Annotated in this window: 26 protein-coding genes and 1 pseudogene; 20 read left to right on the forward strand and 7 right to left on the reverse strand. The window is 59.0% G+C overall.

Going from position 1 to position 21,052, the window contains the following annotated elements; genetic code table 11:
• Nucleotides 1-48 precede the first annotated feature (48 nt).
• On the reverse strand, nucleotides 49-960 hold the full coding sequence (locus V7S54_RS29340) for a LysR family transcriptional regulator (protein WP_336409542.1): 912 nt from the start codon (nucleotides 958-960) through the stop codon (nucleotides 49-51).
• A 145-nt stretch (nucleotides 961-1,105) separates the two neighbouring features.
• Nucleotides 1,106-1,540, reverse strand: coding sequence for a PACE efflux transporter (locus V7S54_RS29345; protein ID WP_336409592.1), 435 nt, complete (start codon nucleotides 1,538-1,540; stop codon nucleotides 1,106-1,108).
• Nucleotides 1,541-2,189: 649 nt separating this feature from the next.
• On the opposite strand from V7S54_RS29345, the gene V7S54_RS29350 reads away from it, so the two are divergent.
• Together V7S54_RS29350 and V7S54_RS29355 are read left to right on the forward strand one after the other, a co-directional pair.
• Nucleotides 2,190-3,794 (forward strand): asparagine synthase-related protein, encoded by a 1,605-nt coding sequence (locus tag V7S54_RS29350; RefSeq protein ID WP_336409543.1) that lies wholly within the window; start codon nucleotides 2,190-2,192, stop codon nucleotides 3,792-3,794.
• Nucleotides 3,787-4,725 carry a phosphotransferase family protein gene (locus V7S54_RS29355; RefSeq protein WP_336409544.1) on the forward strand — a complete coding sequence of 313 codons (939 nt, stop codon included), beginning with the start codon at nucleotides 3,787-3,789 and terminating at the stop codon, nucleotides 4,723-4,725. Before V7S54_RS29350 ends, V7S54_RS29355 begins: the two co-directional genes overlap by 8 nt.
• Nucleotides 4,726-4,900: 175 nt before the next feature.
• On the opposite strand, the gene V7S54_RS29360 is transcribed toward V7S54_RS29355, so the two are convergent.
• Nucleotides 4,901-5,545: a GntR family transcriptional regulator gene (locus V7S54_RS29360; protein WP_336409545.1), complete on the reverse strand. Its 645-nt coding sequence runs from the start codon at nucleotides 5,543-5,545 to the stop codon at nucleotides 4,901-4,903.
• Nucleotides 5,546-5,821: 276 nt separating this feature from the next.
• On the opposite strand from V7S54_RS29360, the gene V7S54_RS29365 reads away from it, so the two are divergent.
• Entirely contained in the window at nucleotides 5,822-6,712 is an 891-nt protein-coding gene (locus V7S54_RS29365; RefSeq protein WP_336409546.1) for a LysR family transcriptional regulator, read from the forward strand.
• A 414-nt stretch (nucleotides 6,713-7,126) separates the two neighbouring features.
• On the opposite strand, the gene V7S54_RS29370 is transcribed toward V7S54_RS29365, so the two are convergent.
• Nucleotides 7,127-7,495, reverse strand: a complete 369-nt coding sequence (locus V7S54_RS29370) for a MarR family transcriptional regulator (protein WP_336409547.1) — start codon at nucleotides 7,493-7,495, stop codon at nucleotides 7,127-7,129.
• A 94-nt stretch (nucleotides 7,496-7,589) separates the two neighbouring features.
• Here V7S54_RS29370 and V7S54_RS29375 point away from each other — a divergent pair, with 94 nt between their 5' ends.
• The 15 genes from V7S54_RS29375 to V7S54_RS29445 all read left to right on the forward strand — a co-directional run bounded on the left by V7S54_RS29375 (nucleotide 7,590) and on the right by V7S54_RS29445 (nucleotide 19,024).
• Nucleotides 7,590-8,108: a hypothetical protein gene (locus V7S54_RS29375; protein ID WP_336409548.1), complete on the forward strand. Its 519-nt coding sequence runs from the start codon at nucleotides 7,590-7,592 to the stop codon at nucleotides 8,106-8,108.
• A gap of 2 nt (nucleotides 8,109-8,110) precedes the next feature.
• On the forward strand, nucleotides 8,111-8,782 hold the full coding sequence (locus tag V7S54_RS29380) for a lytic transglycosylase domain-containing protein (RefSeq protein WP_336409593.1): 672 nt from the start codon (nucleotides 8,111-8,113) through the stop codon (nucleotides 8,780-8,782).
• Entirely contained in the window at nucleotides 8,779-9,078 is a 300-nt protein-coding gene (locus V7S54_RS29385) for a TrbC/VirB2 family protein (RefSeq protein ID WP_336409549.1), read from the forward strand. Before V7S54_RS29380 ends, V7S54_RS29385 begins: the two co-directional genes overlap by 4 nt.
• Nucleotides 9,079-9,082: 4 nt before the next feature.
• A complete protein-coding gene (locus tag V7S54_RS29390) occupies nucleotides 9,083-9,424 on the forward strand; it encodes a type IV secretion system protein VirB3 (RefSeq protein ID WP_058328667.1) in 342 nt (113 codons plus the stop codon).
• The gene (locus V7S54_RS29395; RefSeq protein WP_336409550.1) at nucleotides 9,417-11,798 is read left to right on the forward strand and encodes a VirB4 family type IV secretion/conjugal transfer ATPase; all 2,382 of its coding nucleotides are present in this window, start codon (nucleotides 9,417-9,419) and stop codon (nucleotides 11,796-11,798) included. Before V7S54_RS29390 ends, V7S54_RS29395 begins: the two co-directional genes overlap by 8 nt.
• Nucleotides 11,798-12,496 (forward strand): P-type DNA transfer protein VirB5, encoded by a 699-nt coding sequence (gene virB5, locus V7S54_RS29400; protein WP_336409594.1) that lies wholly within the window; start codon nucleotides 11,798-11,800, stop codon nucleotides 12,494-12,496. Before V7S54_RS29395 ends, virB5 begins: the two co-directional genes overlap by 1 nt.
• Nucleotides 12,493-12,723 (forward strand): EexN family lipoprotein, encoded by a 231-nt coding sequence (locus V7S54_RS29405; RefSeq protein ID WP_336409551.1) that lies wholly within the window; start codon nucleotides 12,493-12,495, stop codon nucleotides 12,721-12,723. Before virB5 ends, V7S54_RS29405 begins: the two co-directional genes overlap by 4 nt.
• Nucleotides 12,724-12,727: 4 nt before the next feature.
• Nucleotides 12,728-13,663, forward strand: a complete 936-nt coding sequence (locus V7S54_RS29410; RefSeq protein WP_336409552.1) for a type IV secretion system protein — start codon at nucleotides 12,728-12,730, stop codon at nucleotides 13,661-13,663.
• A gap of 36 nt (nucleotides 13,664-13,699) precedes the next feature.
• Nucleotides 13,700-13,975 carry a hypothetical protein gene (locus tag V7S54_RS29415; RefSeq protein ID WP_336409553.1) on the forward strand — a complete coding sequence of 92 codons (276 nt, stop codon included), beginning with the start codon at nucleotides 13,700-13,702 and terminating at the stop codon, nucleotides 13,973-13,975.
• A gap of 4 nt (nucleotides 13,976-13,979) precedes the next feature.
• Entirely contained in the window at nucleotides 13,980-14,651 is a 672-nt protein-coding gene (locus V7S54_RS29420) for a virB8 family protein (RefSeq protein ID WP_336409554.1), read from the forward strand.
• A complete protein-coding gene (virB9, locus tag V7S54_RS29425; protein ID WP_336409555.1) occupies nucleotides 14,651-15,505 on the forward strand; it encodes a P-type conjugative transfer protein VirB9 in 855 nt (284 codons plus the stop codon). The genes V7S54_RS29420 and virB9 overlap by 1 nt, the downstream gene beginning before the upstream one ends.
• Before the next feature lie 9 nt (nucleotides 15,506-15,514).
• Nucleotides 15,515-16,687 carry a type IV secretion system protein VirB10 gene (virB10, locus tag V7S54_RS29430; RefSeq protein WP_336409556.1) on the forward strand — a complete coding sequence of 391 codons (1,173 nt, stop codon included), beginning with the start codon at nucleotides 15,515-15,517 and terminating at the stop codon, nucleotides 16,685-16,687.
• Nucleotides 16,688-16,696: 9 nt separating this feature from the next.
• Nucleotides 16,697-17,692: a P-type DNA transfer ATPase VirB11 gene (virB11, locus tag V7S54_RS29435; RefSeq protein ID WP_336409557.1), complete on the forward strand. Its 996-nt coding sequence runs from the start codon at nucleotides 16,697-16,699 to the stop codon at nucleotides 17,690-17,692.
• A 725-nt stretch (nucleotides 17,693-18,417) separates the two neighbouring features.
• Entirely contained in the window at nucleotides 18,418-18,693 is a 276-nt protein-coding gene (locus V7S54_RS29440; protein ID WP_336409558.1) for a type II toxin-antitoxin system ParD family antitoxin, read from the forward strand.
• Nucleotides 18,674-19,024 carry a type II toxin-antitoxin system RelE/ParE family toxin gene (locus V7S54_RS29445; protein WP_336409559.1) on the forward strand — a complete coding sequence of 117 codons (351 nt, stop codon included), beginning with the start codon at nucleotides 18,674-18,676 and terminating at the stop codon, nucleotides 19,022-19,024. The genes V7S54_RS29440 and V7S54_RS29445 overlap by 20 nt, the downstream gene beginning before the upstream one ends.
• Here V7S54_RS29445 and V7S54_RS29450 read toward each other — a convergent pair.
• Nucleotides 18,990-19,175 (reverse strand): annotated as a pseudogene (locus tag V7S54_RS29450) (hypothetical protein); the annotation flags it as partial. The gene V7S54_RS29445 and the pseudogene V7S54_RS29450 sit on opposite strands and share 35 nt — an antisense overlap.
• 7 nt (nucleotides 19,176-19,182) lie before the next feature.
• On the opposite strand from V7S54_RS29450, the gene V7S54_RS29455 reads away from it, so the two are divergent.
• Nucleotides 19,183-19,551 (forward strand): hypothetical protein, encoded by a 369-nt coding sequence (locus V7S54_RS29455; protein ID WP_336409597.1) that lies wholly within the window; start codon nucleotides 19,183-19,185, stop codon nucleotides 19,549-19,551.
• 186 nt (nucleotides 19,552-19,737) lie between these two features.
• Nucleotides 19,738-20,184 (forward strand): universal stress protein, encoded by a 447-nt coding sequence (locus tag V7S54_RS29460; protein ID WP_336409560.1) that lies wholly within the window; start codon nucleotides 19,738-19,740, stop codon nucleotides 20,182-20,184.
• A 180-nt stretch (nucleotides 20,185-20,364) separates the two neighbouring features.
• Here the strand turns inward: V7S54_RS29460 and V7S54_RS29465 are convergent, their stop codons facing one another.
• Together V7S54_RS29465 and V7S54_RS29470 are read right to left on the reverse strand one after the other, a co-directional pair.
• Complete coding sequence (locus V7S54_RS29465; RefSeq protein WP_089045897.1) at nucleotides 20,365-20,532, reverse strand: hypothetical protein; 168 nt, start codon at nucleotides 20,530-20,532, stop codon at nucleotides 20,365-20,367.
• Nucleotides 20,533-20,751: 219 nt separating this feature from the next.
• Nucleotides 20,752-20,919: a hypothetical protein gene (locus tag V7S54_RS29470; protein ID WP_089045897.1), complete on the reverse strand. Its 168-nt coding sequence runs from the start codon at nucleotides 20,917-20,919 to the stop codon at nucleotides 20,752-20,754.
• Nucleotides 20,920-21,052: the final 133 nt, after the last annotated feature.

Genomic DNA, 21,052 nt, shown 5'->3' on the forward strand with positions numbered 1-21,052 from the left:
TCCTGATCTATTGAGGGAGGCGAATGCCACCTAAGGTCCCGATGGCCACTACGGGAGGCAAAACGTCAGCGCAAAGCGATTGCGCAAGAAGGCAAGAAAATTCTTCAACGCTGGATTCGAGTTGTCTTCGTGCCAATACCCAGAATATGCGATCAAGCAGGGGCCGTGAGAGGCACGCACCTCCCGTAAGACAATGTTTGGATACTGCAATCCCGCCGCACCTTCGCAGGTGATGGTTACGCCGATCCCAGCGCCCAGTATGTTCATGATCGACTCGCGGCTGACCGGCTGCATCTTGATTTTCGGGCGGGTCCCGAATGCCGATAGATGACCCAATAGCATGTCGTGAATCTCGGGCCCCGGATCATTGGCCGTGAGCCAGAAAGTCTCATCGCGCAGGTCGGACCACTGCACGGACGGATATGCAGCGAGCGGGTGGTCCGCCGCCATCGCGACGAGCAACCGTTCACTCCAGAAGGTGGCCCGTTTGATTTCAGAATAGCTTGCCTCGCCGGGCAATATGGCGATATCGACCGCGCGCTCCTTCAGACCGTTCACTAGATCCAAGCGCTGAGCTTCAACGGCATCGATCTCCACGTTGGGATTGCTTTCGCGCCAACTGAGCAGTGTCGTGTGGAGGTTGCCAGCGGAAACCGGGACATTATAGCCGATAGACAGATCCCCGACGCGTCCTTGTCCGGCAGCACGCATGCTCGCAGCTAGCTGATCGACTTTGCTGACGATGTGGCGCGCCTCGCGAACGAACTCCCTGCCAACCCGAGTAGTTAAAACCCCTGAAGTCGTCCGAATGAACAACGTCGCGCCTAGACGCTCTTCCAAGCGGAAGATGCTCCGGCTAAGCGTCGATCGTTTGATGTTGAGTGCCTCCGAAGCGCGATGGAAGCTGCGACAGTCCGCAGCTGCGATTGCATGACGAAGCTGGCGAATATCGAATGGCATGTTTCTTCTCCCGTCGGCGCAGAGCAACTTTCGCCCCATAGCGCCGAGCGGCGCGCGCGCGCGCACGAGGTTGGCCGCGTGACAAGTTTTTTGGGGCGCCATTGCCAGAGTCGAGCGATCTGAATGACACGCAGCCGCGCCTTCGTTACACAGTGTCCGCCGAACGACGGACGGGCACTGGGAAGGTCCGATCGTAGGCAAGGTTAAAGCCGAAAGCGTAGACCATGTAGAAAACTGCGATCGACACATCCATCACGAATGTGTCCCAGAGCGACATGCCGAGATACCACGAGACCGGGGGGATGAGCATGATCAGAAAGCCGATCTCGAACAGGGCCGTGTGCAGGAGGCGCAGCGCGTAGGTCTTCGTCGTATTCCCGACGAGGCGCAGCATCGTGTGATCAAAGCCGAGATTGAATCCGAAATTCCAGATGGTCGCCAAGGTCGATGCGAAAATGCCGACGACGCCCATGTGACTTGCGGGCTGGTCGAACACGTAAGCCCCGGCCGGCGTGACGATAGCCAATCCGAGCGCCTCAAACAGGACCGCGTGCCGCATTCGATCAGGGAAAGTGCGCATAGTAGACACGACGAAATCATCCTTCTCTGTTGCGTGACCGCGACCTTTCTATCTGTGTGATGAGGTGCATCAAGTTAGGTATTATCTGGAATATAGATAGGTTTCGGTTTGCAGGGGTCAGCTTGACGCTTATCTGGCACCCGGCGCACACGGGTCGTTTTCCGCTGTTGCCAGCGGTCTGCGAAAGGCGCCGGCGCCCGACAGTACTCAGCTCGGAAATCTTGAGCAGAATCTTGATGCCGGGCGGTACAACCGATGGGGACGCACCCCGCACTTACATCGGCCGAGGATCGGCTCCTACCAGGAGCCAAGGTAAATCGATCATCGCGACCGCCCGACCGGTCACCCGAGCAAAGATTTGGCGGCTATGGAGTGCTCTGGCAGCACACCTGGAATGTCGGAAGTGTTTGCAAATACAATAGCTTATATCGACACACTTACAGCTATAAATGGAAACATTTGGACATAATCGCGTGGGCAGCGGAACGTTCTGGCGTTAGCAACGTCATCGAAAGGAAAGGACAATGAACACCTTCAAATCGATCGCACCCCTGAAGCGTAGCAAGCGGATGGCCCGTGCCACCAAATTTGTGATGCAGGGCGACAGCAACCGCTTCCGTTACTGACACTCGGGCGCGTGGAGGCCGCTATGATCGCATTCGAGCTGCAGCTGAATGAGTGCCCCCGCGCGCCGCTTCTGAAGGGCAAGACGTGTCGTCTGGGCGATCGGTCATTTGTTAAAGCCTTCTCGCATCCAGCGATATCGATGGAGCTCATGTTGGCTGAAGGACGTTGGCTGATCGTCGTTCATGAACGCGGTCGGCAGGAAGGCCCCGTCACACTCCGTCCTTCCGGGGAGATGCTATCGGAATCGGCCTACGATAAGGCCTTTCGCGAAATCGTCGGTTTTCCGAATGAGCTCTTTGCGATCGAATGCGCCTACGGCGCCGGCGCGACCCGCATAAGGCTCCTGTCGGGATCGAATGGAACCTGTCCGATCTACGTCTCCGGAGAGGGGCCGAAGTTAACGGGCAGCTGGGATATCCTGACGCTTGCTCGTGGTCGGTCGAGCGAGTGCCTCGACCAACAGTTTCTTATTCACGCCGCTTATCGGGCAGTATATTCGACCCGTACCCCATACCACGGCGTGGCCATGATGCCGCCCTGGTCAGTCATCAACTGGGACGGCGGCACGCCGAGCCTGACAGGGCCGGAACCAGACCTCGACGTCGATGGGCCAATCGATGTCCACAAGGCGCGTGCCTTATCCGACTTCAGCTCGTTACTGGATGACGTCTGGAAGACACGAGCGCTTGTTCCAGCCGCGACGGCGATTGAACTGAGCGGGGGCTACGACTCGGCGACCGTTGCGTTGTCGTTTGCTAGGAGCGTCGGGCACGGTGCGCGTCATCTGTCGATCCTGGTGCCCAATGCGAGCCTTTCTGCAAGCCAGGAGAAGCGCATCTCCACCGTAGTTTCGGCCGGCCGCGCGAATTCGCGGATTCTATCCATGCGGGATTACCTACCCAGCTACGCGAACATGGCGCGATTTCAGAGCCTCTATTACCAGAGCGAATCCTACTATGCGGCATTCCACAAACTGTGGGCCGGTGCCCGGCCGGCAGGCGCAGACACGGTCATAAGCGGCCATGGCGGCGACGAACTGTTCCCGACATTTCAGGGCGAAAAGTTTGAAACCGATCGTCTGCGGGATGCGGTCGGGCCGGATCCGAGCTTCGTCGAATGTCAGTTCCTGAATTGCCTGACGAAATCAGCGAGGGAACTGGCTGAGGCACCGCTCTGGAGCGCGGCCGCGGTGGCACCGAGCAGGACATCGGCGCTCTCAGCGATGGCGCGTCACACGCCGCTGGTCATGCAACAGGGCCTGTGGCCGCTCTATCCGCTGTGCAACGTCCCGTTGGTGCGCTTTTGTCACGCGTTGCCGTTCGAGCTTCGCTTTGAAAAGGCGCTTCTCTTATCCTACATCGAGCATTCGATCCCAAGCACATCGATCTTCCGCAACTACCAGAAGGAAAATTTCCTTGATGGTGACATTTCCGGATTGTTGAAGGAAGAAAATAAAATCAGATCGTTGGTGCGCGACATGGCGGTGTATGACTTCGACCTCGTACTGCCACGACAATTTCGAGCGGATGTCGAGCGGTTCTACGATTCGAAATCGTTTGAGCTACTGCACCACATTTGCTCGATCTTGCATCTGGAGGCCTTCTTTCGGGAGAGTGCATATGCGTGACGTTGAGAACCTCAAGAATGCCGAGCGCACCCTGTCCAGGGTTCTGGATCAGGGCAACCTTCATCTGGAGCTTGTGCTCAACGGGGTGAATAAGACTTTCGCCGGGCGCTGCGAGCAAGGCGATTTCTATCTTCGACTGTCCCCGGAACGTCTCCACTCGTCCGTCGAGTTAAAGCGCGAGGCGAAGATCCTGACCTGCATCACGGACCACGAACCGTCAATCGCAGCAAAGCCATTCATGGATCCGCAACATGCGGGAACCGCCTTCGTGTGGGATGGCGCGCCCTATTTTGGAATTGCCACCACCGTCGCGCCCGGAGATCCGTACGATGATTCAGTCGGTCAGTTGAGACAGTTCGGGCGGGCGCTTGGGAAACTGCACGCCATTCCCATAGCCGGAAAGGTCGAGCGAGTGGACAGCGCACCCCATCTGGCCGCATCGGGAAAATTGGTCGAAGAGATCTCCCTGGTCCAAGGTGCGATCGTCCAATGGTCAAATCGCGGAGAATCGACCAGCTCAGGCAAGACTTCCATCCGGCACGGCGATGCCTGGCCGGGGAACGGACGCTTTGGCAAATCCAGGGTAACCCTTTTCGATTTCGAGCACACCTCCATTGGAGATCCGGTAGCAGATGTCGCCAACGTCGCTTGGTGGCTGACCGGTCTTCAACAGCCAGCTGAGATCAAATCCCATTTGTGGAACGCCTTTCTGGAAAGCTATGACGAAACACAGGATGGGGAGAGGGCGGATATGTCCAGTCTTCCATACCATGTTCTCTCGGTCGAACTCCGATCGCTATTATTTCTGCGGGACTTTATCAAGGTCTCGCTGGAAGTGGAGAAAAGCGTCATCGCCGGGACGCAACATCTCGTTGGCGTGTGGCGAAACCGTGCTGTCCCCGAAAGCGGATTTCTGAAGGATGGCTGGTAAACCGCGGATCGATTTTTTTGCGAAGTCTGCACAGTCATGGAAACACGCCTATGGAGATCGATCTAGCTCAGCGGTTACGTTCAGGCGTTCACGCCGGCGCCCGTCGTCATAGCGCCGTGGCTCCGGTTGAGGGAGGAGAGGGGGCGAATGGAAGGTTTTGCAAAGCTGTGCCTTCTCAGCTCTCCTTGAACAGCCGTTCGGCCGCATTCTGAGTGTGGGCAAGCGATATTATCCGCTCTACCGTGGAAGACATCCGATGGACCTGATTTGAGATGTCCTCAATATCGCCAGCACTGACGATAAGCTCAATTATCCTGCGGGCGGTCGCCTTCAAATCTGTGAATTCCGCGTCACACTCGTTGGGCGGGGTGAGCAAAAGATTATCCAGTGCGATCGAGAACAGAAGATACTCGATGTCCGAAAGGCTGAACTTCCCGATGGCGTCTGCGATACGGAAGCAAAATATGGAAGGATGCAGTTCGTCCTTTCCCGCCGCAGCCATCTGAATACTCGCGATGAGGAATTCTCGGTCCTCGCGCAGCAGGAATTTCTCTACCGCCTTCTGAAAGAGCGACCGAGCCCACATGAGGGCATCGAGTTGTTCGCGCTGCAAGGGCTTATGAACGTGATAGGTTTGCCTCGCGCCGCCGCGAATGAATCGTCGCTCCGCCAACCGGATTAGCGCCTCCCTCACGGGGACCGCACTGATATTTAGGGCCCGGGCAATCTCCGTTACGTCAATTCCCGACCCGGCAGCAAGTCCGCCGGTTAACACCAGTTGTCTGATATACGCTCTTGCGACTACGGACTTCGCGTCCATGTTCCATCTCCCACTGATTGGCAGGACCAAGATAAGAACAAACGATCCTTGATTCGTCTGATCCGGCGAGCGACAGCCCCGGCACGGCGCGGACCTGTATGCTTCCTCATCGGTGCCCGTTCGCGCACTCCGCGACCACGACTCAAGCGCCACGAAAAGTCCGGCCAGCGTGACGTACGCTAGTCGAAGCCTTCCCTCTTGGTGCGGCGTTGACCGCGCCATTTCTATCTGCATCATGCAGTGGATCAAGTTAGGTTATATCTGGATTGTAGATAGATGCCCGTTTCCCTGGAACAATTGCAAGCATTCGTTGCGGCCGCAGAGCATGGTTCCTTCTCTGCCGCAGGCCGCGCTTTGCGAAAAGCGCAGTCGGCCGTGAGCACCCAAGTCGCAAATCTTGAGGAGGATCTTGGTCTCGACCTGTTCGACCGGTCGGGACGGAATCCCTCACTTACAACGGCGGGGGAACGGCTCCTTCTTGAAGCCAAGGTGATCCTGGATCGTCGGGAACACCTGATCGGCGTCGCTAGCAGCTTCGAGGCTCATGTCGAGACGCGCCTGGTCGCCGCCATCGACGAACTCTACCCCGACCGGGAATTGGGCGCGCTTTTCTCGGAGTTTGCAGCTTGTTTCCCGCATGTTGAACTCGAGCTCCTATTTCCGATGATGAAGGACGTGAGCCGCCTCGTATTGGACGGAAAAGCCGACATTGGCATCTTGTGGCGCCAGGAGAAACTGCCTCCAGAACTTGGGTTCCAGACTCTTGGCTGGATTCCTCTGAAAATGGTGTGCTCAAAGGATCACCCGCTGGCGAACGCCCATATCGACTGGGAAGAACTGAAGCGTCACCGGCAGATTATGGTTGCCGTGCGGAGCGAGGGACCGGAAAGACAGCGGTTGCGGACGGCCGCGGAAGTCTGGTGGGTCGAAAGCCAATGGGTCATATTGCAGTTGGTCAGGCAAGGAATCGGTTGGGCGCTTGTTCCTGACCACGTCATAGCATATTCACCGCATGCACCTTATCTTGTCACTCCGGAGCTCCAGTTCGGCGATGGCCAGTTTCCCGTCGCACTGGAAATGATCTGGCACAAACAACGAGCTTGCGGGCCGGCGGCGAAATGGCTTCGCGAACGCTTCGCTGCCACGAAGATCGCTGCCACGCTATAGCCAGCGTGTTCGTCGGCCGACTTGCGACTTCGATCGCATAGGTGCGCCGCATAATGGGCAGCACTCGATCGACTGGCTCTATTGGAGCCGTTGTTGTCGTTAGCGGGCGGGCGACACAGAGAGATGCTTGCGTTGTGGTAACTGGCGCGTAGTTCCTAGAAATCGCAACGAATATCCGCGTGAGATTGCGCGCTATGGGACGCCTTCATATGGTCGATCGACAGAAAAAATCCGCTAGTCGACGTGCCGGGTCGGCATCCTTTGTCAGGCGTGCCAGACGCCGCAGAAGTTTCCCATCAAAATCTCCTCGTAACGAGATCGCTGAACCCATCGCGAACCTCTGGTTGGCACCATCGATTCATATTCATCACATTTTGGGAGCTCGTGAGCCGGATTAGTGTCACAAATAATCTATTATGCTCCGCGCGCCCGCTGCTCCGGGCTCAACCTTAGGAGATCGAAAACTTCCGGACAGAACTCAAACTGTCGGGCAGTTCCGCGCCCCATTGAATTCTTTACGATCGTTTCGGTCAATATGCCGCGTTCAACGAGTGGATCGATCGATTCCGCCACGGCATTGCGCGTCAATCCGGTGATTTTGACAATATTTGAAAGCGTTAGCTTTTCGTGGCTCTGATGCATCATGTAGAGCACCGTCATCATTCCGACCTGCTTTAAACGCGATTGTGGCGTTTCTCCCTCAACCGGTTTGTCGAAAACTTCTTGCAAAGCGTAAGCCGAAAACAGCTGGCTTTGCCAATGAGCATTGAGTGGGCTTGCCATCTTTTATACTATCAGATATATGAGTGTAAAACGCGTCGCGGATTTGCTTGCTTGTTAGGATTGCACACAATCGCGTCAGTGAAGGGTGGTGGTCATGAATAAGTCTCTCGCATGGGCATTTGTCGCTGCAGCCAGTCTAGCGCCATTCTATCTTGTTTTCGACAGTAAAGCGCGAGCGGCTGAATGGGGTTGCCAGGTTATCCTGTGCCTTTCCAATCCGAGTGGTCCGACGCAATATGCGGAGTGCCGGGCGCCAATCCACAAGCTCTGGCGCGCACTTGCAAAAGGGCGCTCCTTTCCCACCTGCAGCGGCGTTGGGTTTCAGACCTCGCGTCCCCGATTCGAGCCCTATTACTGCAATAACGGTTATCGCCTGACGACGCGGTATGGAGACCGCGGGCTCGAAGCGAGTTGTATCTCGACCACGCCACAGACCCTCTCGAACGCTGAATGCTCCTCCACCGATGATTGGATGACCTCGTCGGCAGCGTGGCGGCGGAGAGACGGCCGTAGGCCATGCCACTACGTGACGACGCGACCGAATGTCCGCCCGCAACCCCATTACATCGACGTGACCATCGACGGTGTTGGCAAGCAACGAGTGTGGTACTGAGCATGCCTGTTGCTTTCCTCGATTTGGCGCAAACGTGCGCGCCCATAGTTGCAGCGGAGACACTCGCCGCCATCGTCAGCCTTGAAAGCCGGTTCGAACCCTTCGCCATCCGGGTCAACAGCGGCGCACCACTCTCGAAGCAGCCCACGACCAAGGTGGAGGCGATCGTAATCGCCACGTCATTGGCAGCCGGCCGGCAGGACATCCAGCTCGGTCTCGGCGGCATCGGCATCGAAGAACTCCGCAAGCTCAACCTTTCGATTTCAGATGCCTTCGACCCGTGCCTCAACCTTCGGGCCACGGCGACGCTGCTCGACAGATACTACCGCCTGGCGGTGAAAGCCGGCGCGGACCCGAACCGAGCCGAACAGTTGATGCTGCACTCCTACTACGGACGGGACGATCCCTCTATCGGCGCGATGGTCAGGTACGATGTGCAGGTCCGCCGGGAAAAAAGCCGGCTCGCCACAACCATCACGACTCTCATGATCGAAGATGGTTGGCGGGGGAGGGAGCTCAACGAAGCTCCTCTTGTCGAGGCGATCGACGATGCTGGGAAGGACGAGGCCCAGGCGGATCAAACGGTGTCGGTGCCGTCCTGGGACGTTTTCAGTTCGAGACGGAGGTCCTCCGTCCTCGTGTTTCAGAATAGTCAAATGGAGGAGAGTGAATGATTTTCAGCGCCCGTATCCGCCCGATCGCCGCATCCGCCGTGATGGCAGCGGCCATCGTGGCATCCATGGTCGAACCTGCTTTCGCGCAGGCCGCCGGCATCGAGACCGTGCTGCAGAACATCGTCGATATGCTGACCGGCAACATCGCCAAGCTTCTGGCCGTCATCGCGGTGATCGTGATCTGCATTGCCTGGATGTTCGGCTACATGGATCTGAGGCGCGCAGGGTTCTGGATCATCGGCATTGGCGGCATCTTCGGCGCTACTGAACTCGTGAACACCATCGTCGGAAGCTGACGCCATGGCGAGTTCGCGGCCAATCCTTGAGGAAGACACGCTGTTCATCGCCTGCACCCGGCCGGCGATGATCGCCGGCGTGACGATGGAAGCCATGGGCATGAATATCATGCTGACGACCATCCTCTATATCGTCGCAGGCTCGGTCGCCTATGCGCTCGTTGGCGTCGTCTTCCATCTGCTGTTTCGCGCACTCGTCAAACACGACCACAACATGTTCCGCATCTTGCTGGCCTGGGTAGAGACACGCGGTCGGTCCCGCAACAGCGGCTATTGGGGCGGAGCGACGCTTAGCCCCCTAAAGCTCGCGCGAAATTACGACGAAAGGGACTTCGGACTTGCCTAACCTCGCCACACTCAGATCTCGCGAACTCGGTCCTGAGACCTTCATTCCCTACGTCCGCCACGTCGACGAGTCGACAATCGCGCTCGATTCCCGGGCACTGATGGTGATGATCGCATTAGAGGGCGTCTCTTTCGAGACCGCGGACGCCCTCGATCTGAACGCTCTCCATCGCGACCTCAATACGCTCTATCGGAACATCGCCGACGAGCGGCTCGCCCTGTGGACCCATCTCGTTCGCCGCCGGGACGGCGATTATCCCGTGGGCATTTTCGCGACCGCATTTTCGGCCGCGCTCAACGACAAATACCGCGAGCGCATGGTGGGCGAAGAGCTGTTCCGGAATGATCTTTATCTTACGATCCACTGGTCTCCTGCACGCGACCCGGCCGACAAGCCAGCGACGTTCTTGTCGCGTCTGTTGCAGTCCCGTCGGGCGGCTGCCGAATTGGATGAGGAGGCTCTCAAGCAGCTTCGAGACAAGGTCGTCGACGTTACGGCCGCGTTGAAACGTTTCGATCCCCGCGTGCTGTCGCTTTACGAGCACAGGGGCCTGATCTTCTCGGAGCCGAGCGAGATGCTGCACCAGCTCGTCGGCGGCCGGCGGGAGCCGGTTCCACTGACGGAGGGTCGCATCGCCTCAGTGATCTACTCCGATCGGGTCATCTTCGGCCGCGAGACGATCGAGATTCGCCACGAGACCGAAAGTCGCTTTGCCGGCATGCTGAGTTTAAAGGAATATCCGGCCAGAACTCGGACCGGCATGCTCGACAGTGTGCTCACCAGTCCTTTCGAAGTAATTCTGGCGCAATCCTTCTCCTTCGTATCGAAGGCGGACGCCCGCGTCATCATGGGCCGCAAGCAGAACCAGATGGTCAGCAGCGGCGACAAGGCGGCCTCGCAGATCGTGGAGCTCGACGAGGCGATGGACGATCTGGAGTCCAACCGGTTCGTGCTCGGCGAGCACCACCTGACGCTTTCCGTCTTTGCTCCCTCAGTGAAGGAGTTGACCGACAATCTCGCCAAGGCACGCGCCAGCCTGACCAGTGGCGGCGCAGTCGTCGCGCGCGAGGATCTTGGCCTTGAGGCGGCCTGGTGGGCGCAGTTACCGGGCAATTTCCGCTATCGTGCCCGGTCCGGCGCGATCACGTCACGGAACTTCGCCGCATTGTCGCCCTTCCACTCCCATCCGATCGGCCAGAAGGATGGCAACGAGTGGGGGCCTGCCGTCGCCCTGCTCAAGACGGCGTCCGGGTCGCCATACTACTTCAACTTCCATTACGGTGATCTCGGCAACACCTTCGTCTGCGGGCCGTCCGGCGCCGGCAAGACCGTGCTCCTCAACTTCATGCTGTCGCAACTAGAAAAGCATGATCCGCATGTGGTGTTCTTCGACAAGGACAGGGGGGCCGATCTCTACGTACGCGCCGCCGGCGGCACCTATCTACCGCTTAAGAACGGCATCCCGACCGGCTGCGCTCCCCTGAATGCGCTTGAACTGACGCCGGAGAACAAGGTGTTCCTGACGCGCTGGATCGGCAAGCTTGTCGGCTCGGCAACGCGGGAATTGACCGTGACAGAACTGCGCGACATTGCCGCCGCCATTGACGGCCTCGCCGACCTGCCGGTCGGGCGTCGGACGATCGGCGCGCTCAGGACCTTCCTCAATAACACCGATCCCGAAGGGATTGCCGCAAGGCTGCGGCGGTGGGAGAGCGGAGGTCCGCTCGGTTGGGTCTTCGACAATGTCATCGAGGATATCGGTTTGGGCGAATTCGGCAGCGGCGGCAAGTTCGTGGGCTACGACATGACCGACTTTCTCGACAACGAGGAAATCCGGCCCCCGCTGATGGCCTACCTTTTCCATCGCGTCGAGCAATTGATCGATGGCCGGCGGATCATCATCGTCATCGATGAGTTCTGGAAGGCACTCCAGGACGAAGGGTTCCGGGCTCTCGCCCAGAACAAGCTGAAGACGATCCGCAAGCAGAACGGACTCATGCTCTTTGCGACGCAGAGTCCACGGGATGCGATCGTTTCGCCGATCGCTCACACCATCATCGAGCAATGCCCAACGCAGATCTTCCTGCCGAACTCCCGCGGCAATCATGCCGACTATGTCCATGGCTTCAAGCTGACGGAGCGCGAGTTCGAGCTGGTCGCGCGCGAGCTCTCCGTCGAGAGCCGGCGGTTCGTGTTGAAGCAGGGACATAACAGCGTCGTCGCCGAGCTGAACCTCAAGGGCTTCGACGACGAACTCGCCATCCTCTCCGGACGAACCGCCAATGTCGAATTTGCCGACGCGATCCGTACCGAGGTAGGCAACGATGCCAAGGATTGGCTTCCCGTTTTCCAGCAAAGAAGGAGTGCGAGCTGATGGCTTCCTTTCGAATTAATGGTGCGGTGATTGCCTCTGCGCTCATCCTTTCCGCCAGCGGTGCGGCAGGGCAGGGGATTCCGGTGATCGACCAGACGGCGATCGCCAAGCACATCGAGACGATCGCTGAGCTCAAGTCGCAACTCGATGCGCTCAATCAGCAGATCGAGCAGGCACAGCAGCTCTACGGTTCGCTCAACAAGCTAACCGATATGGCAGATGTTGCCAGCGTCTTGAACGATCCGGCCATTCGTAAAGCGCTACCGGAGGACTTCAGTGCCATCGAGGGCCTGTTCAAGGGCAACGGCACGGGCGTCTTCGGTGACTCGGCCTCAAAATTCCTTGAGGGTAATACGACCTATCGGAGCAACGCCGACGACTTCTACGCGCAGGAGCTTTCGCGCATCCAGAACAAGAACGCCGGTCAGATGAGCCTCGGTCAGCAGATTTATGACGCCGCGACCAACCGTATCGACGGCATCGACCAGCTGCGTGAGAAGATATCGACGGCAAGTGACGCCAAGGATATCGCTGACCTGCAGGCGCGACTTCAAGCCGAGCAGGCCTTCCTTCAGACCGATTTGCTGCGAATGGAAGGCTTGCGCATGGTGCAGCAGGCGCAGGCCCAGGTGGATGAACAGCGCAAGGCCGAGGACTGGCGCCAGCGCATGGATGCGATCAAGGCGGCCCTGCAATGAGAAGATCGCTCCTTCTTCTGACGATGCTTGGCCTGGCCGCGTGCTCGGAGCAGGAGAGAACCTACACGATTGAAGAACTAGTGGCGGACGAAGCGCTGCTTTCCGGAATCGTCACGAAGTGCCGCAACAATCCAGGCGAGTTCCGCGACACCGCAAACTGCAGGAACGCGGAAAGCGCCGACGGCAAGCTCCGGCTCCAGCGCATGCGACAGTCGTTGGGAGCGTGATGTCATGTATGAGGTGTTCAGCTTCGTCGACGAGCAGTTCAAGACACCGCTGGAGACCTTCATCTCCACCGGAACGTCGAACATCTCCGAGTGGGTCGCGGGCCCTCTGACGGCAGCGGTTACCCTCTATATCGTGCTCTACGGCTATCTCGTTCTTCGCGGCTCGGTCCAGGAACCGATCCTCGACTTCGCGTTTCGGGCGATCAAGCTCGCCATCATGGTGATGCTGGTGAAGAACGCCGGCGAGTACCAGACCTATGTCACGAGCATCTTCTTCGACACGCTCCCGAAGGAAATCTCGCGAGCCCTTAACACCGGCACGGCGCCGAGCGCATCGACCTTCGACAGCCTGCTCGACAAGGGGCAGGCCGCAGCCACCGATATTTGGTCACGTGCCTCCTGGCCGGTCGATATCGTCACCGGCGTCGGGGGCATGATGGTGATCGGCGCGAGCTTCATCGTCGCGGCGATCGGCTACATCGTCTCGCTCTATGCGCGGCTGGCGCTTGCCATCGTGCTCGCGATCGGCCCGATCTTCGTGGCGCTCGCCATGTTCCAGGCGACGCGTCGCTTCACCGAGGCCTGGATCGGACAGCTTGCGAACTTCGTGATCCTCCAGGTCCTCGTTGTCGCCGTAGGCTCTCTGCTGATCACGTGCATAGACACCACCTTCACGGCGATCGAAGGATACAGCGACGTGCTGATGCGTCCAACCGCGCTGTGCGCCATCTGCCTCGCTGCTCTCTATGTCTTCTATCAGCTTCCGAACATCGCTTCAGCGCTTGCCGCCGGCGGCGCGTCGTTGACCTACGGCTACGGCGCTGCACGCGACGCCCACGAAAGCACGCTTGCCTGGGCGGCGTCCCATACCGCCCGTGCGACCGGACGGGGTGTCCGCGCCATTGGTCGAACCTTCAGCTCGAAAGGCTCCGGATCGTGACGCTTTTCGCACAAACAAGAAAAAGGCTCTTCAGGAATGATCAGAACCTTTCCGCTGCTCTGCATAGCGGTCGCCTTAAGCGGCTGCGCATCGCTGACGTATCCGCTCCCGAAATGCGATGGCTACTCCCGCCGCCCCCTCAATCGCTCGATGTGGCAGTGGGAAGACAATAGCAGCCTCAAACAGAAACAGTCCGATGCGGGACCGGCGACCTCTCAGTCCGTCGCGACAGCTTATGTCGAAGAGGGCAGGGAACCTCCCGCCTTCGCCCATCTCGACATCGACGCTTCTTATCGTTCGTGCAAAGGGTGACGCTATGGTCTCCGGGGACGAACTCAAGTCATATTTCGAGAGGGCGCGGCGTTTCGACCAGGACCGCATGATCCAGGTCGAGCGCTCGGCACGCATCGCCTGGTCCGTGGCCATCGTGGCCGGCATCCTTGCGGGTGCTTCGATATTTGCCGTCGCCGGCCTCACGCCGCTGAAAACGATTGAGCCGTTTGTCGTGCGGGTCGACAATTCGACGGGAATCGTCGATGTCGTCTCGGCATTGACGTCTACGGCCGGTACGTATGATGAGGCCGTAACCAAGTACTTTGCCGCGAAGTACGTGCGCGCTCGCGAAGGCTATATCTGGAGCGAGGCGGAGGAGAACTTCCGCACCGTCGCCTTGCTGTCTACGCAGCCGGAGCAGGCTCGGTTTTCGGCGCATTATCGCGGCAGCAATCCGGAGTCGCCACAGAACACCTACGGGCGCGGCGCCACTGCACGCATCAGCATCGCCTCGATCTCGCTGATCAACCCGCATGTCGTATCCGTCCGCTACATGCGCACGATCACCCGCGGGGAAGAAGTCCGGACAACCCATTGGGTTGCGACGCTCACCTTCTCCTATGCAAACGCGCCGATGTCGTCGACGGATCGGCTGGTGAATCCTCTCGGTTTTGCGGTCGGCGAATACCGAGCCGATCCGGAGGCCATCAACTGATGCGGACTATCTTTATCGCCACCCTCCTCCTTACGACCTCCGCCTCCACGGTGCTCGCCCTCGAAATCCCGCGCGGCGCATCGCACGACAGCCGTGTTCGTTTTGTCGATTACCAGCCCTACAACATCACTCGCATCATCGGCTCATTGCGTTCTTCGGTGCAGGTGGAGTTCGCGGCCGACGAGGAGATCGCGCATGTTGCGCTTGGCAACAGTGTCGCCTGGGAGGTCGCGCCGGCAGGCAACATCCTGTTTCTCAAACCCCGGGAAAATCAGCCAGTCACCAATCTCTCTGTCGTCACCACCCGGCGCGACAGCTCGACTCGAAGCTACCAAATGGAACTGACAGTGCGAGATGGCGCGGTGGAGGTGGGGCAAAACACTTACTTTTACGTCAAATACCGCTATCCGGCCGACGAAGTTGAACGGCAGCGTCAGGCCGCGGCGGCGCGAGCGATCGCTTCGCAGGCAAAGGAGGCCGACAAGGTGCTGGCCATTCATGAGGCCTATGGTCCGCGAAATTGGCGCTACTCGGCGCAAGGCTCCCGGGCGCTGGAGCCGCACTCGGTCTACGACAATGGCAAGGTCACGACGTTTGCCTTCGTCGGCAATCAGGAAATGCCCGCGATCTACATCGAGAACTCAGACGGCAGTGAAAGCCTGGTGCCGAAATCGGTAGATGGCAATCTTGTCCTGGTCCATGCGATCGGCCGGAAGTTCATCCTGCGCAGGGGACGGGACGTGCTCTGCGTCTTCAATGAGGCCTACGATCGGGCAGGTATCAACCCGGACACCCACACGACCTCGCCGTCGGTCGAGCGCATCGTTCGAACCGACGCCGGGGTGACGCGATAGGAAGCTGTCATGGTTCAGGAAGATGAAAGCCGGATACCGGGGGAACGTGCCGAAACCGTTTCCGGGGGGAAGATCGACAGCAATCCCGTCTTGAGGCGCGGCGCGGTTGCGCTGGCCATCGTTACCTTTATCGCCTTTGCCCTGTGGTCGATGAGCGGCGAGAAGACTCCGACGGACACAACGAGGGCCGAGCGGGTTGTCATCCGGCAAACGGCAAACTTCGAGCCGGTTAAGGAAAAGGTGGAGCCGGCCCAAGCCGTGCCGGAAGTGAAGCTGCCAACCCCTCTCGCGCCTGAGGAGGTGGAGGACGAAGATCCGCTGCTCGACTCGGCGCGCCGGGCTCCGGTCATGGCCTTCAGCGGTGGACCGAAGAACACGACATCGCACCATGAGACCGCAGATCGACTTATGTCCGAGGACACCAATTTCCTGCCGCTCGATGGAAACATGATGAACCCGAACGCGGCCAATGCCGATGAACAACGGTTCACTGGGTTGCTACGGCCGACCAAGCTCGAGGGCTCGCGCGCCGGCACGCTCGGCAATCGAAACTTCATCGTTGCGATGGGAACCTCGATACCCTGTGTCCTGGAGACAGCACTAGCATCTGATCAGCCTGGCTTCACAAGCTGCGTGATCAACCGGGATGTCCTTTCGGACAATGGCCGGGTCGTGCTGATGGAGAAAGGCACCCAAGTTCTTGGCGAGTATCGCGGCGGCCTACAGCGAGGACAGAAGCGCCTCTTCGTGCTCTGGAACCGTGCGAAAACCCCGACCGGCGTCATCGTCACATTGGCCTCGCCGGCGACGGATGCCCTCGGCCGGGCCGGCGTCGACGGCTATATCAACACCCACTGGTGGGAGCGGTTCGGAAGTGCGCTTCTCCTTTCGATCGTGGGCGACGCTACGAGCTATGCCAGCAGCCGTCTGCAGGACAGCGACGTCAACGCTCAGAACACGACCAGCGCCGGCCAACAGGCCGCCGCGATTGCCGTCGAGCAGTCGATCAATATTCCGCCGACGCTTAACAAACACCAAGGCGAGCTCGTCTCGATCTTCGTGGCCCGCGATCTCGACTTTTCCGGTGTCTATGGATTGCGGGTGACCGAGCCGAGGAACAAAATTCTGGACCGGGCAGTGCTGGGGGACCTCAGCCCGCGGTCGGCGCTCGTGACGAAGTAGGGTAGGGCGATGACCGAAGGGCCTGACGCGGCGGTCGTTCGTGAACTGCTCTCTCCGTTCGCGCCGTTCCTGAATGACAAGTCGCTCTACGAAGTGATCGTCAATCGGCCCGGGCAGGTGCTGACGGAAGGATCCGGTGGTTGGCGGATCCATGATCTGCCGGAGCTAACCTTCGAAAAGTTGCTGCGCCTTGCCCGGGCCGTGGCGAGTTTCTCCCATCAATCCATCGATGAAACGCGACCGATCCTATCGGCAACGCTGCCGGGGGACGAACGGATCCAGGTCGTCATTCCGCCCGCGACCACCAGGAACACCGTCAGCATCACCATCCGAAAGCCATCCTCGGTCACGTTCACGCTCGACGACCTGGAGGAGAGAGACTTTTTCTCCGAGACGCGAGCGGCCAGCGACGGCGCCGCGACGCAGGACCAGGATTTACTGGCGCTATACCGTGCCGGCCGCTTCAAGGAGTTTCTGCGGCAAGCCGTCATTGCAAGGAAAAACATCATCATCTCGGGTGCAACCGGATCGGCCAAGACGACGCTCTCGAAGGCGCTGATCAAGCACATCCCGGAGCATGAGCGGATAATTTCGATCGAGGACACCCCCGAACTCATTATTCCGCAGCCCAATCACGTACGCCTGTTCTATTCGAAAGGTGCGCAGGGACTTTCGGCCGCCGGCCCGAAAGAACTATTGGAGTCATGCCTCCGGATGCGACCGGACCGCATTTTGCTGCAGGAGCTGCGTGACGGTACCGCATACTACTACATCCGCAACGTCAACTCCGGTCACCCCGGTTCGATAACGACCGTGCATGCCGATTCCGCCGAGCTCGCCTTCGGACAATTGGCGCTGCTTGTGAAGGAGTCCGAAGGGGGACGTAATTTGGATCGCGAAGGCATCGACCAACTGCTGAAGGTCTCGATCGATGTCATTGTTCAATGCAAGCGAATGGATGGTCGATTTCGCGCAACAGAAATCTACATCACGCCTTACGGATGACCGTTGCCATGGGAGCGTGGGGGTGGCGCGACGGCACTCACCGATATCCCTCAAAGAGTGCGTTCGTGCCTTCGAAGGCGAACCACCTGCCGGGCACGGTGCCGAGACGATCGAAAGTGCGGCCACGCCGCACGCTTGCGACCAAATTCATCTGCTGACGTTGGAGTTCGCCGTGCGCGCTATCGTTATCGAGGGGCTCCGACAGGGGCCTGTCCCAAACTCGTTGCCAGGGTTGTCCCCTTGAAGCGCGTCCCCGCGAGACGAGGCCTCGAGACAGACGCCGAGGCGCTTCACTTCCGCGAGTGAAATGTATCTGGGTGTGCTCTCCATCGCCGCTCTCCGTGGAATTGTCGACGTCATGCGACGGGAAGCAATTTCGCATCCCGAACGGAGGGATTAAAGGAAAGGTTCGGATACATTTTTGTCGTTTCTGAATGAACGACTTTGTCGCTAGCCGTGACCTAAGTCACTTCGTCCGGAACGTGCCCCAGTTGCTTTGCACATATCGCTCGTCGATCTGCGCCGAAGACGCTAGACCCGCTCAAGCTCGGCGGGGGCGCCACCCGCGACCGACGGCAATCTGCGGTCGCTCGACTAAGTGCGCCACTTCCTGGTCATTGAGATGATCCGGGCCGACGTCCTTGGCGCTGCCACCTTGATGGGCATCTCATCAGATTGACAAATGTACTACTGAGTAGCAAGTTAGGTCCAAAGGAGTTAAGCCGATGAGTGTGAAATCGTCGATCTCGCTGACCGAGCAGCAGGATTCGTTTGCCCGTTCGCTGGTGGAGAGCGGCCGGTATTCCAGCATGAGTTCCGTTCTTCAACAGGGCCTGGAACTGCTTCGCCAAAAGACCGAAACTGAGGCCGTCGAAACGGCAGCGCTTCGCGAATTGGTCCAGCGGCGATTGAACGGACCAGTGATTTCTGCAACGGAAATGGAAAGCCGCGTCGCAGCAATGATTGAGCGGAAGCGACGGGTTGTTCGTGTGGACTCTTGAATATTCTGAGGATGCCGAACGCGATTTCGAGTTGATCTTCGATCATCTGTTCGACGCCTATGTCGAACTCGGGGACGCGCCTGACGAGGCGGTGGAGCGTACCGCTGAACGGATCCGCAAATTGCGTGTCGAAATCGATTGTCTCGTCGATACGCCATATATCGGGACTCTGCGCCCCGATATTCATCCCGGGATCCGGTTTCTTCGGCGGGACAAGGCAGCTATTTGGTTTCTTCCGGTGGAGCATAGCCGCGCAATCGTTGTCGCAGCAATTTTCTACGGCGCGCAGGACCACATCAGAAATATGCTCGCACGTATGCTGGCGGGGTAAGATTCCTACAGCCCGAGGCCTTCGTCAGATTGACCCAAATCGGTCGCGTCGGCGCCGGTATCTGCGGTTCATTTCCGCACTCGCATGGCCAAGCTTGCTTTTGCACGTGGCGCTCGTCGGCTTCGGCCGAGGAGGCCAAGCCGGCGCGCAGCCGACAGATGTTCAGGAACGGCGCTGGAAACCTCGACCTATCTCGTTGGGTCGTCGTGCCGCGCATTGCCAAACTGCGCGCCGCGCCGGATAAACATTCAATGCTGGCCAGTGATTTAAGGAATGTGCTTGAGGAGCTTTACAGGGCTGGTGCCTATCGGGTGCCGGCCGACGAAGTCCATTGGCCACGAGAACTGCATGCGGCGGTCTTTCGCGCCCTCAACATGCAATACATTTCCCGAAGAGAAGGAGACGGCGGCCGTGTCGAGTTCTCGCTGACGCAAGCCGGCTACGAGGCGATCGATGCCGAGGTGCCCTGGTCCTACATCCTGCGCCGGCGACTGCGGGATTTCTTCCTCTTCGGCAAAGGGCGCTAAGAGGCTTCGCCAAAATGCAAAACTGCTTCGCGATCTCGCGAGCGCGGGCTGCTTTATCCAGGATGGCAAGGCACCCCTCAGGGCGTAGTCGGCGTCTCCGTGCTGAAGTCCGGAACGTTGATCGGGATCAAGGAATAAGCCGCTGATGGCGGTAGGCTTGAATGAAACTTGGAGAAGGAGGATCCCATGTTTCGCAATATTCTTATACCCACCGACGGTTCGCCGTTGGCAACAATCGCGGTCGATGCAGGCATAGCCTTCGCGAAGGAGGCCAGCGCAAAAGTGACCATGCTTGCCGTTACCGAACCATTCCATCTTTTTTCGGTGGATCCCGAGCAGGTGTCGGGCACGCGCGACGAATACGAGACGCTGGCCAGCAAGCATGCCGCGGAAATGCTCGCGGCTTTGGCGCGCAAGGCAGAGGCGGAAGGCGTGGCGTGCCAGACGGAGCAGGTCAGCAGCCACGAGGTCTACCGCGCAATCATCGACCAGGCGATACACAAAGATGCCGATCTCATCATCATGGCGTCGCATGGTCGCGGTGGTGTCGGAAGCCTGATGCTCGGCAGCGTAGCTGCCAAGGTGCTGGCTCATTCGACGATACCAGTATTGATCTATCGCGCGAAGAAATGAGGCGACGTTGCGCGACGCGTCGTTATGTCCTGCGTACGCTGCCAGCGGGTTGAAGGCGTTCGCTAAGCCGATGAGGTAGGGACGCGCTTTTCCAACATAGCAACGGCCCGGTGATCCTTGGGATCCCGAGCCGTTTTTCATCCTTGGGAGGATAAGGCGTCCGTTAGGCGCCGGAATTCATTAGCCGCGGCGCGTGTCCGGGAAGTTTGCCGGGTCGATGCCGAGGGTGCGCAGGTCGCTTGCCTTCGGGCGGCGGTGACCTTCGACAGCGGCGGCGGCAGCGCTGGCAGCGCCGAGAACTGCGAACGCACGGCCGATGAAACCCTTGTGGTAAGTTGTGGTAGCCATCGTCTTGCTCGCTTTCGTTTTCTCTCTGATGAGCAAAAGATGGGGTCCGGCCGGTATTGTTGCAATGCACAATTGGACACTCCAGCTATGCAAAGGAAGCAGTCCGATTTTGCGCGTCGAGGCTCTACCCCATAAACGCCAAACGGCCCGGTGATCTTCCGATCCCGAGCCGTTTTTCATCCTTGGGAGGATAAGGCGCCTATTAGGCGCCGGAATTCGTTAGCCGCGGCGCGTGTCCGGGAAGTTTGCCGGGTCGATGCCGAGGGTGCGCAGGTCGCTTGCCTTGGGGCGGCGGTGACCTTCGACAGCGGCGGCGGCAGCGCTAGCAGCGCCGAGAACTGCGAACGCACGGCCGATGAAACCCTTGTGGTAAGTTGTAGTAGCCATCGTCTTGCTCGCTTTCGTTTTCTAATCGATGAGCAAAAGATGGGGGTTGGTCGGTCATATTGCAATGCACAATCCGGCACGCCAGCCATGCAAAGGAAGCAGGCCCGGGCGGTAGTCAAACCGACCGGGCCTG

It is taken from the genome of Ensifer sp. CCNWLY38, from assembly GCF_037120565.1.
GTDB lineage: Bacteria > Pseudomonadota > Alphaproteobacteria > Rhizobiales > Rhizobiaceae > Ensifer > Ensifer adhaerens_H.

What these genes read in the sequence shown, in the direction of transcription:
- V7S54_RS29470 (WP_089045897.1), bottom strand. Translation starts at nt 20,919, where the DNA reads ATGGCTACTACAACTTACCACAAGGGTTTCATCGGCCGTGCGTTCGCA.
- virB9 (WP_336409555.1), top strand. Translation starts at nt 14,651, where the DNA reads ATGCGGACTATCTTTATCGCCACCCTCCTCCTTACGACCTCCGCCTCC.
- V7S54_RS29460 (WP_336409560.1), top strand. Translation starts at nt 19,738, where the DNA reads ATGTTTCGCAATATTCTTATACCCACCGACGGTTCGCCGTTGGCAACA.
- V7S54_RS29385 (WP_336409549.1), top strand. Translation starts at nt 8,779, where the DNA reads ATGATTTTCAGCGCCCGTATCCGCCCGATCGCCGCATCCGCCGTGATG.
- V7S54_RS29390 (WP_058328667.1), top strand. Translation starts at nt 9,083, where the DNA reads ATGGCGAGTTCGCGGCCAATCCTTGAGGAAGACACGCTGTTCATCGCC.
- V7S54_RS29405 (WP_336409551.1), top strand. Translation starts at nt 12,493, where the DNA reads ATGAGAAGATCGCTCCTTCTTCTGACGATGCTTGGCCTGGCCGCGTGC.
- V7S54_RS29370 (WP_336409547.1), bottom strand. Translation starts at nt 7,495, where the DNA reads ATGGCAAGCCCACTCAATGCTCATTGGCAAAGCCAGCTGTTTTCGGCT.
- V7S54_RS29420 (WP_336409554.1), top strand. Translation starts at nt 13,980, where the DNA reads ATGGTCTCCGGGGACGAACTCAAGTCATATTTCGAGAGGGCGCGGCGT.
- virB5 (WP_336409594.1), top strand. Translation starts at nt 11,798, where the DNA reads ATGGCTTCCTTTCGAATTAATGGTGCGGTGATTGCCTCTGCGCTCATC.
- V7S54_RS29465 (WP_089045897.1), bottom strand. Translation starts at nt 20,532, where the DNA reads ATGGCTACCACAACTTACCACAAGGGTTTCATCGGCCGTGCGTTCGCA.
- V7S54_RS29440 (WP_336409558.1), top strand. Translation starts at nt 18,418, where the DNA reads ATGAGTGTGAAATCGTCGATCTCGCTGACCGAGCAGCAGGATTCGTTT.
- V7S54_RS29350 (WP_336409543.1), top strand. Translation starts at nt 2,190, where the DNA reads ATGATCGCATTCGAGCTGCAGCTGAATGAGTGCCCCCGCGCGCCGCTT.
- V7S54_RS29375 (WP_336409548.1), top strand. Translation starts at nt 7,590, where the DNA reads ATGAATAAGTCTCTCGCATGGGCATTTGTCGCTGCAGCCAGTCTAGCG.
- V7S54_RS29410 (WP_336409552.1), top strand. Translation starts at nt 12,728, where the DNA reads ATGTATGAGGTGTTCAGCTTCGTCGACGAGCAGTTCAAGACACCGCTG.
- V7S54_RS29345 (WP_336409592.1), bottom strand. Translation starts at nt 1,540, where the DNA reads ATGCGCACTTTCCCTGATCGAATGCGGCACGCGGTCCTGTTTGAGGCG.
- V7S54_RS29455 (WP_336409597.1), top strand. Translation starts at nt 19,183, where the DNA reads ATGTTCAGGAACGGCGCTGGAAACCTCGACCTATCTCGTTGGGTCGTC.
- V7S54_RS29365 (WP_336409546.1), top strand. Translation starts at nt 5,822, where the DNA reads ATGCCCGTTTCCCTGGAACAATTGCAAGCATTCGTTGCGGCCGCAGAG.
- V7S54_RS29355 (WP_336409544.1), top strand. Translation starts at nt 3,787, where the DNA reads ATGCGTGACGTTGAGAACCTCAAGAATGCCGAGCGCACCCTGTCCAGG.
- V7S54_RS29415 (WP_336409553.1), top strand. Translation starts at nt 13,700, where the DNA reads ATGATCAGAACCTTTCCGCTGCTCTGCATAGCGGTCGCCTTAAGCGGC.
- virB11 (WP_336409557.1), top strand. Translation starts at nt 16,697, where the DNA reads ATGACCGAAGGGCCTGACGCGGCGGTCGTTCGTGAACTGCTCTCTCCG.
- V7S54_RS29380 (WP_336409593.1), top strand. Translation starts at nt 8,111, where the DNA reads ATGCCTGTTGCTTTCCTCGATTTGGCGCAAACGTGCGCGCCCATAGTT.
- V7S54_RS29360 (WP_336409545.1), bottom strand. Translation starts at nt 5,545, where the DNA reads ATGGACGCGAAGTCCGTAGTCGCAAGAGCGTATATCAGACAACTGGTG.
- V7S54_RS29340 (WP_336409542.1), bottom strand. Translation starts at nt 960, where the DNA reads ATGCCATTCGATATTCGCCAGCTTCGTCATGCAATCGCAGCTGCGGAC.
- virB10 (WP_336409556.1), top strand. Translation starts at nt 15,515, where the DNA reads ATGGTTCAGGAAGATGAAAGCCGGATACCGGGGGAACGTGCCGAAACC.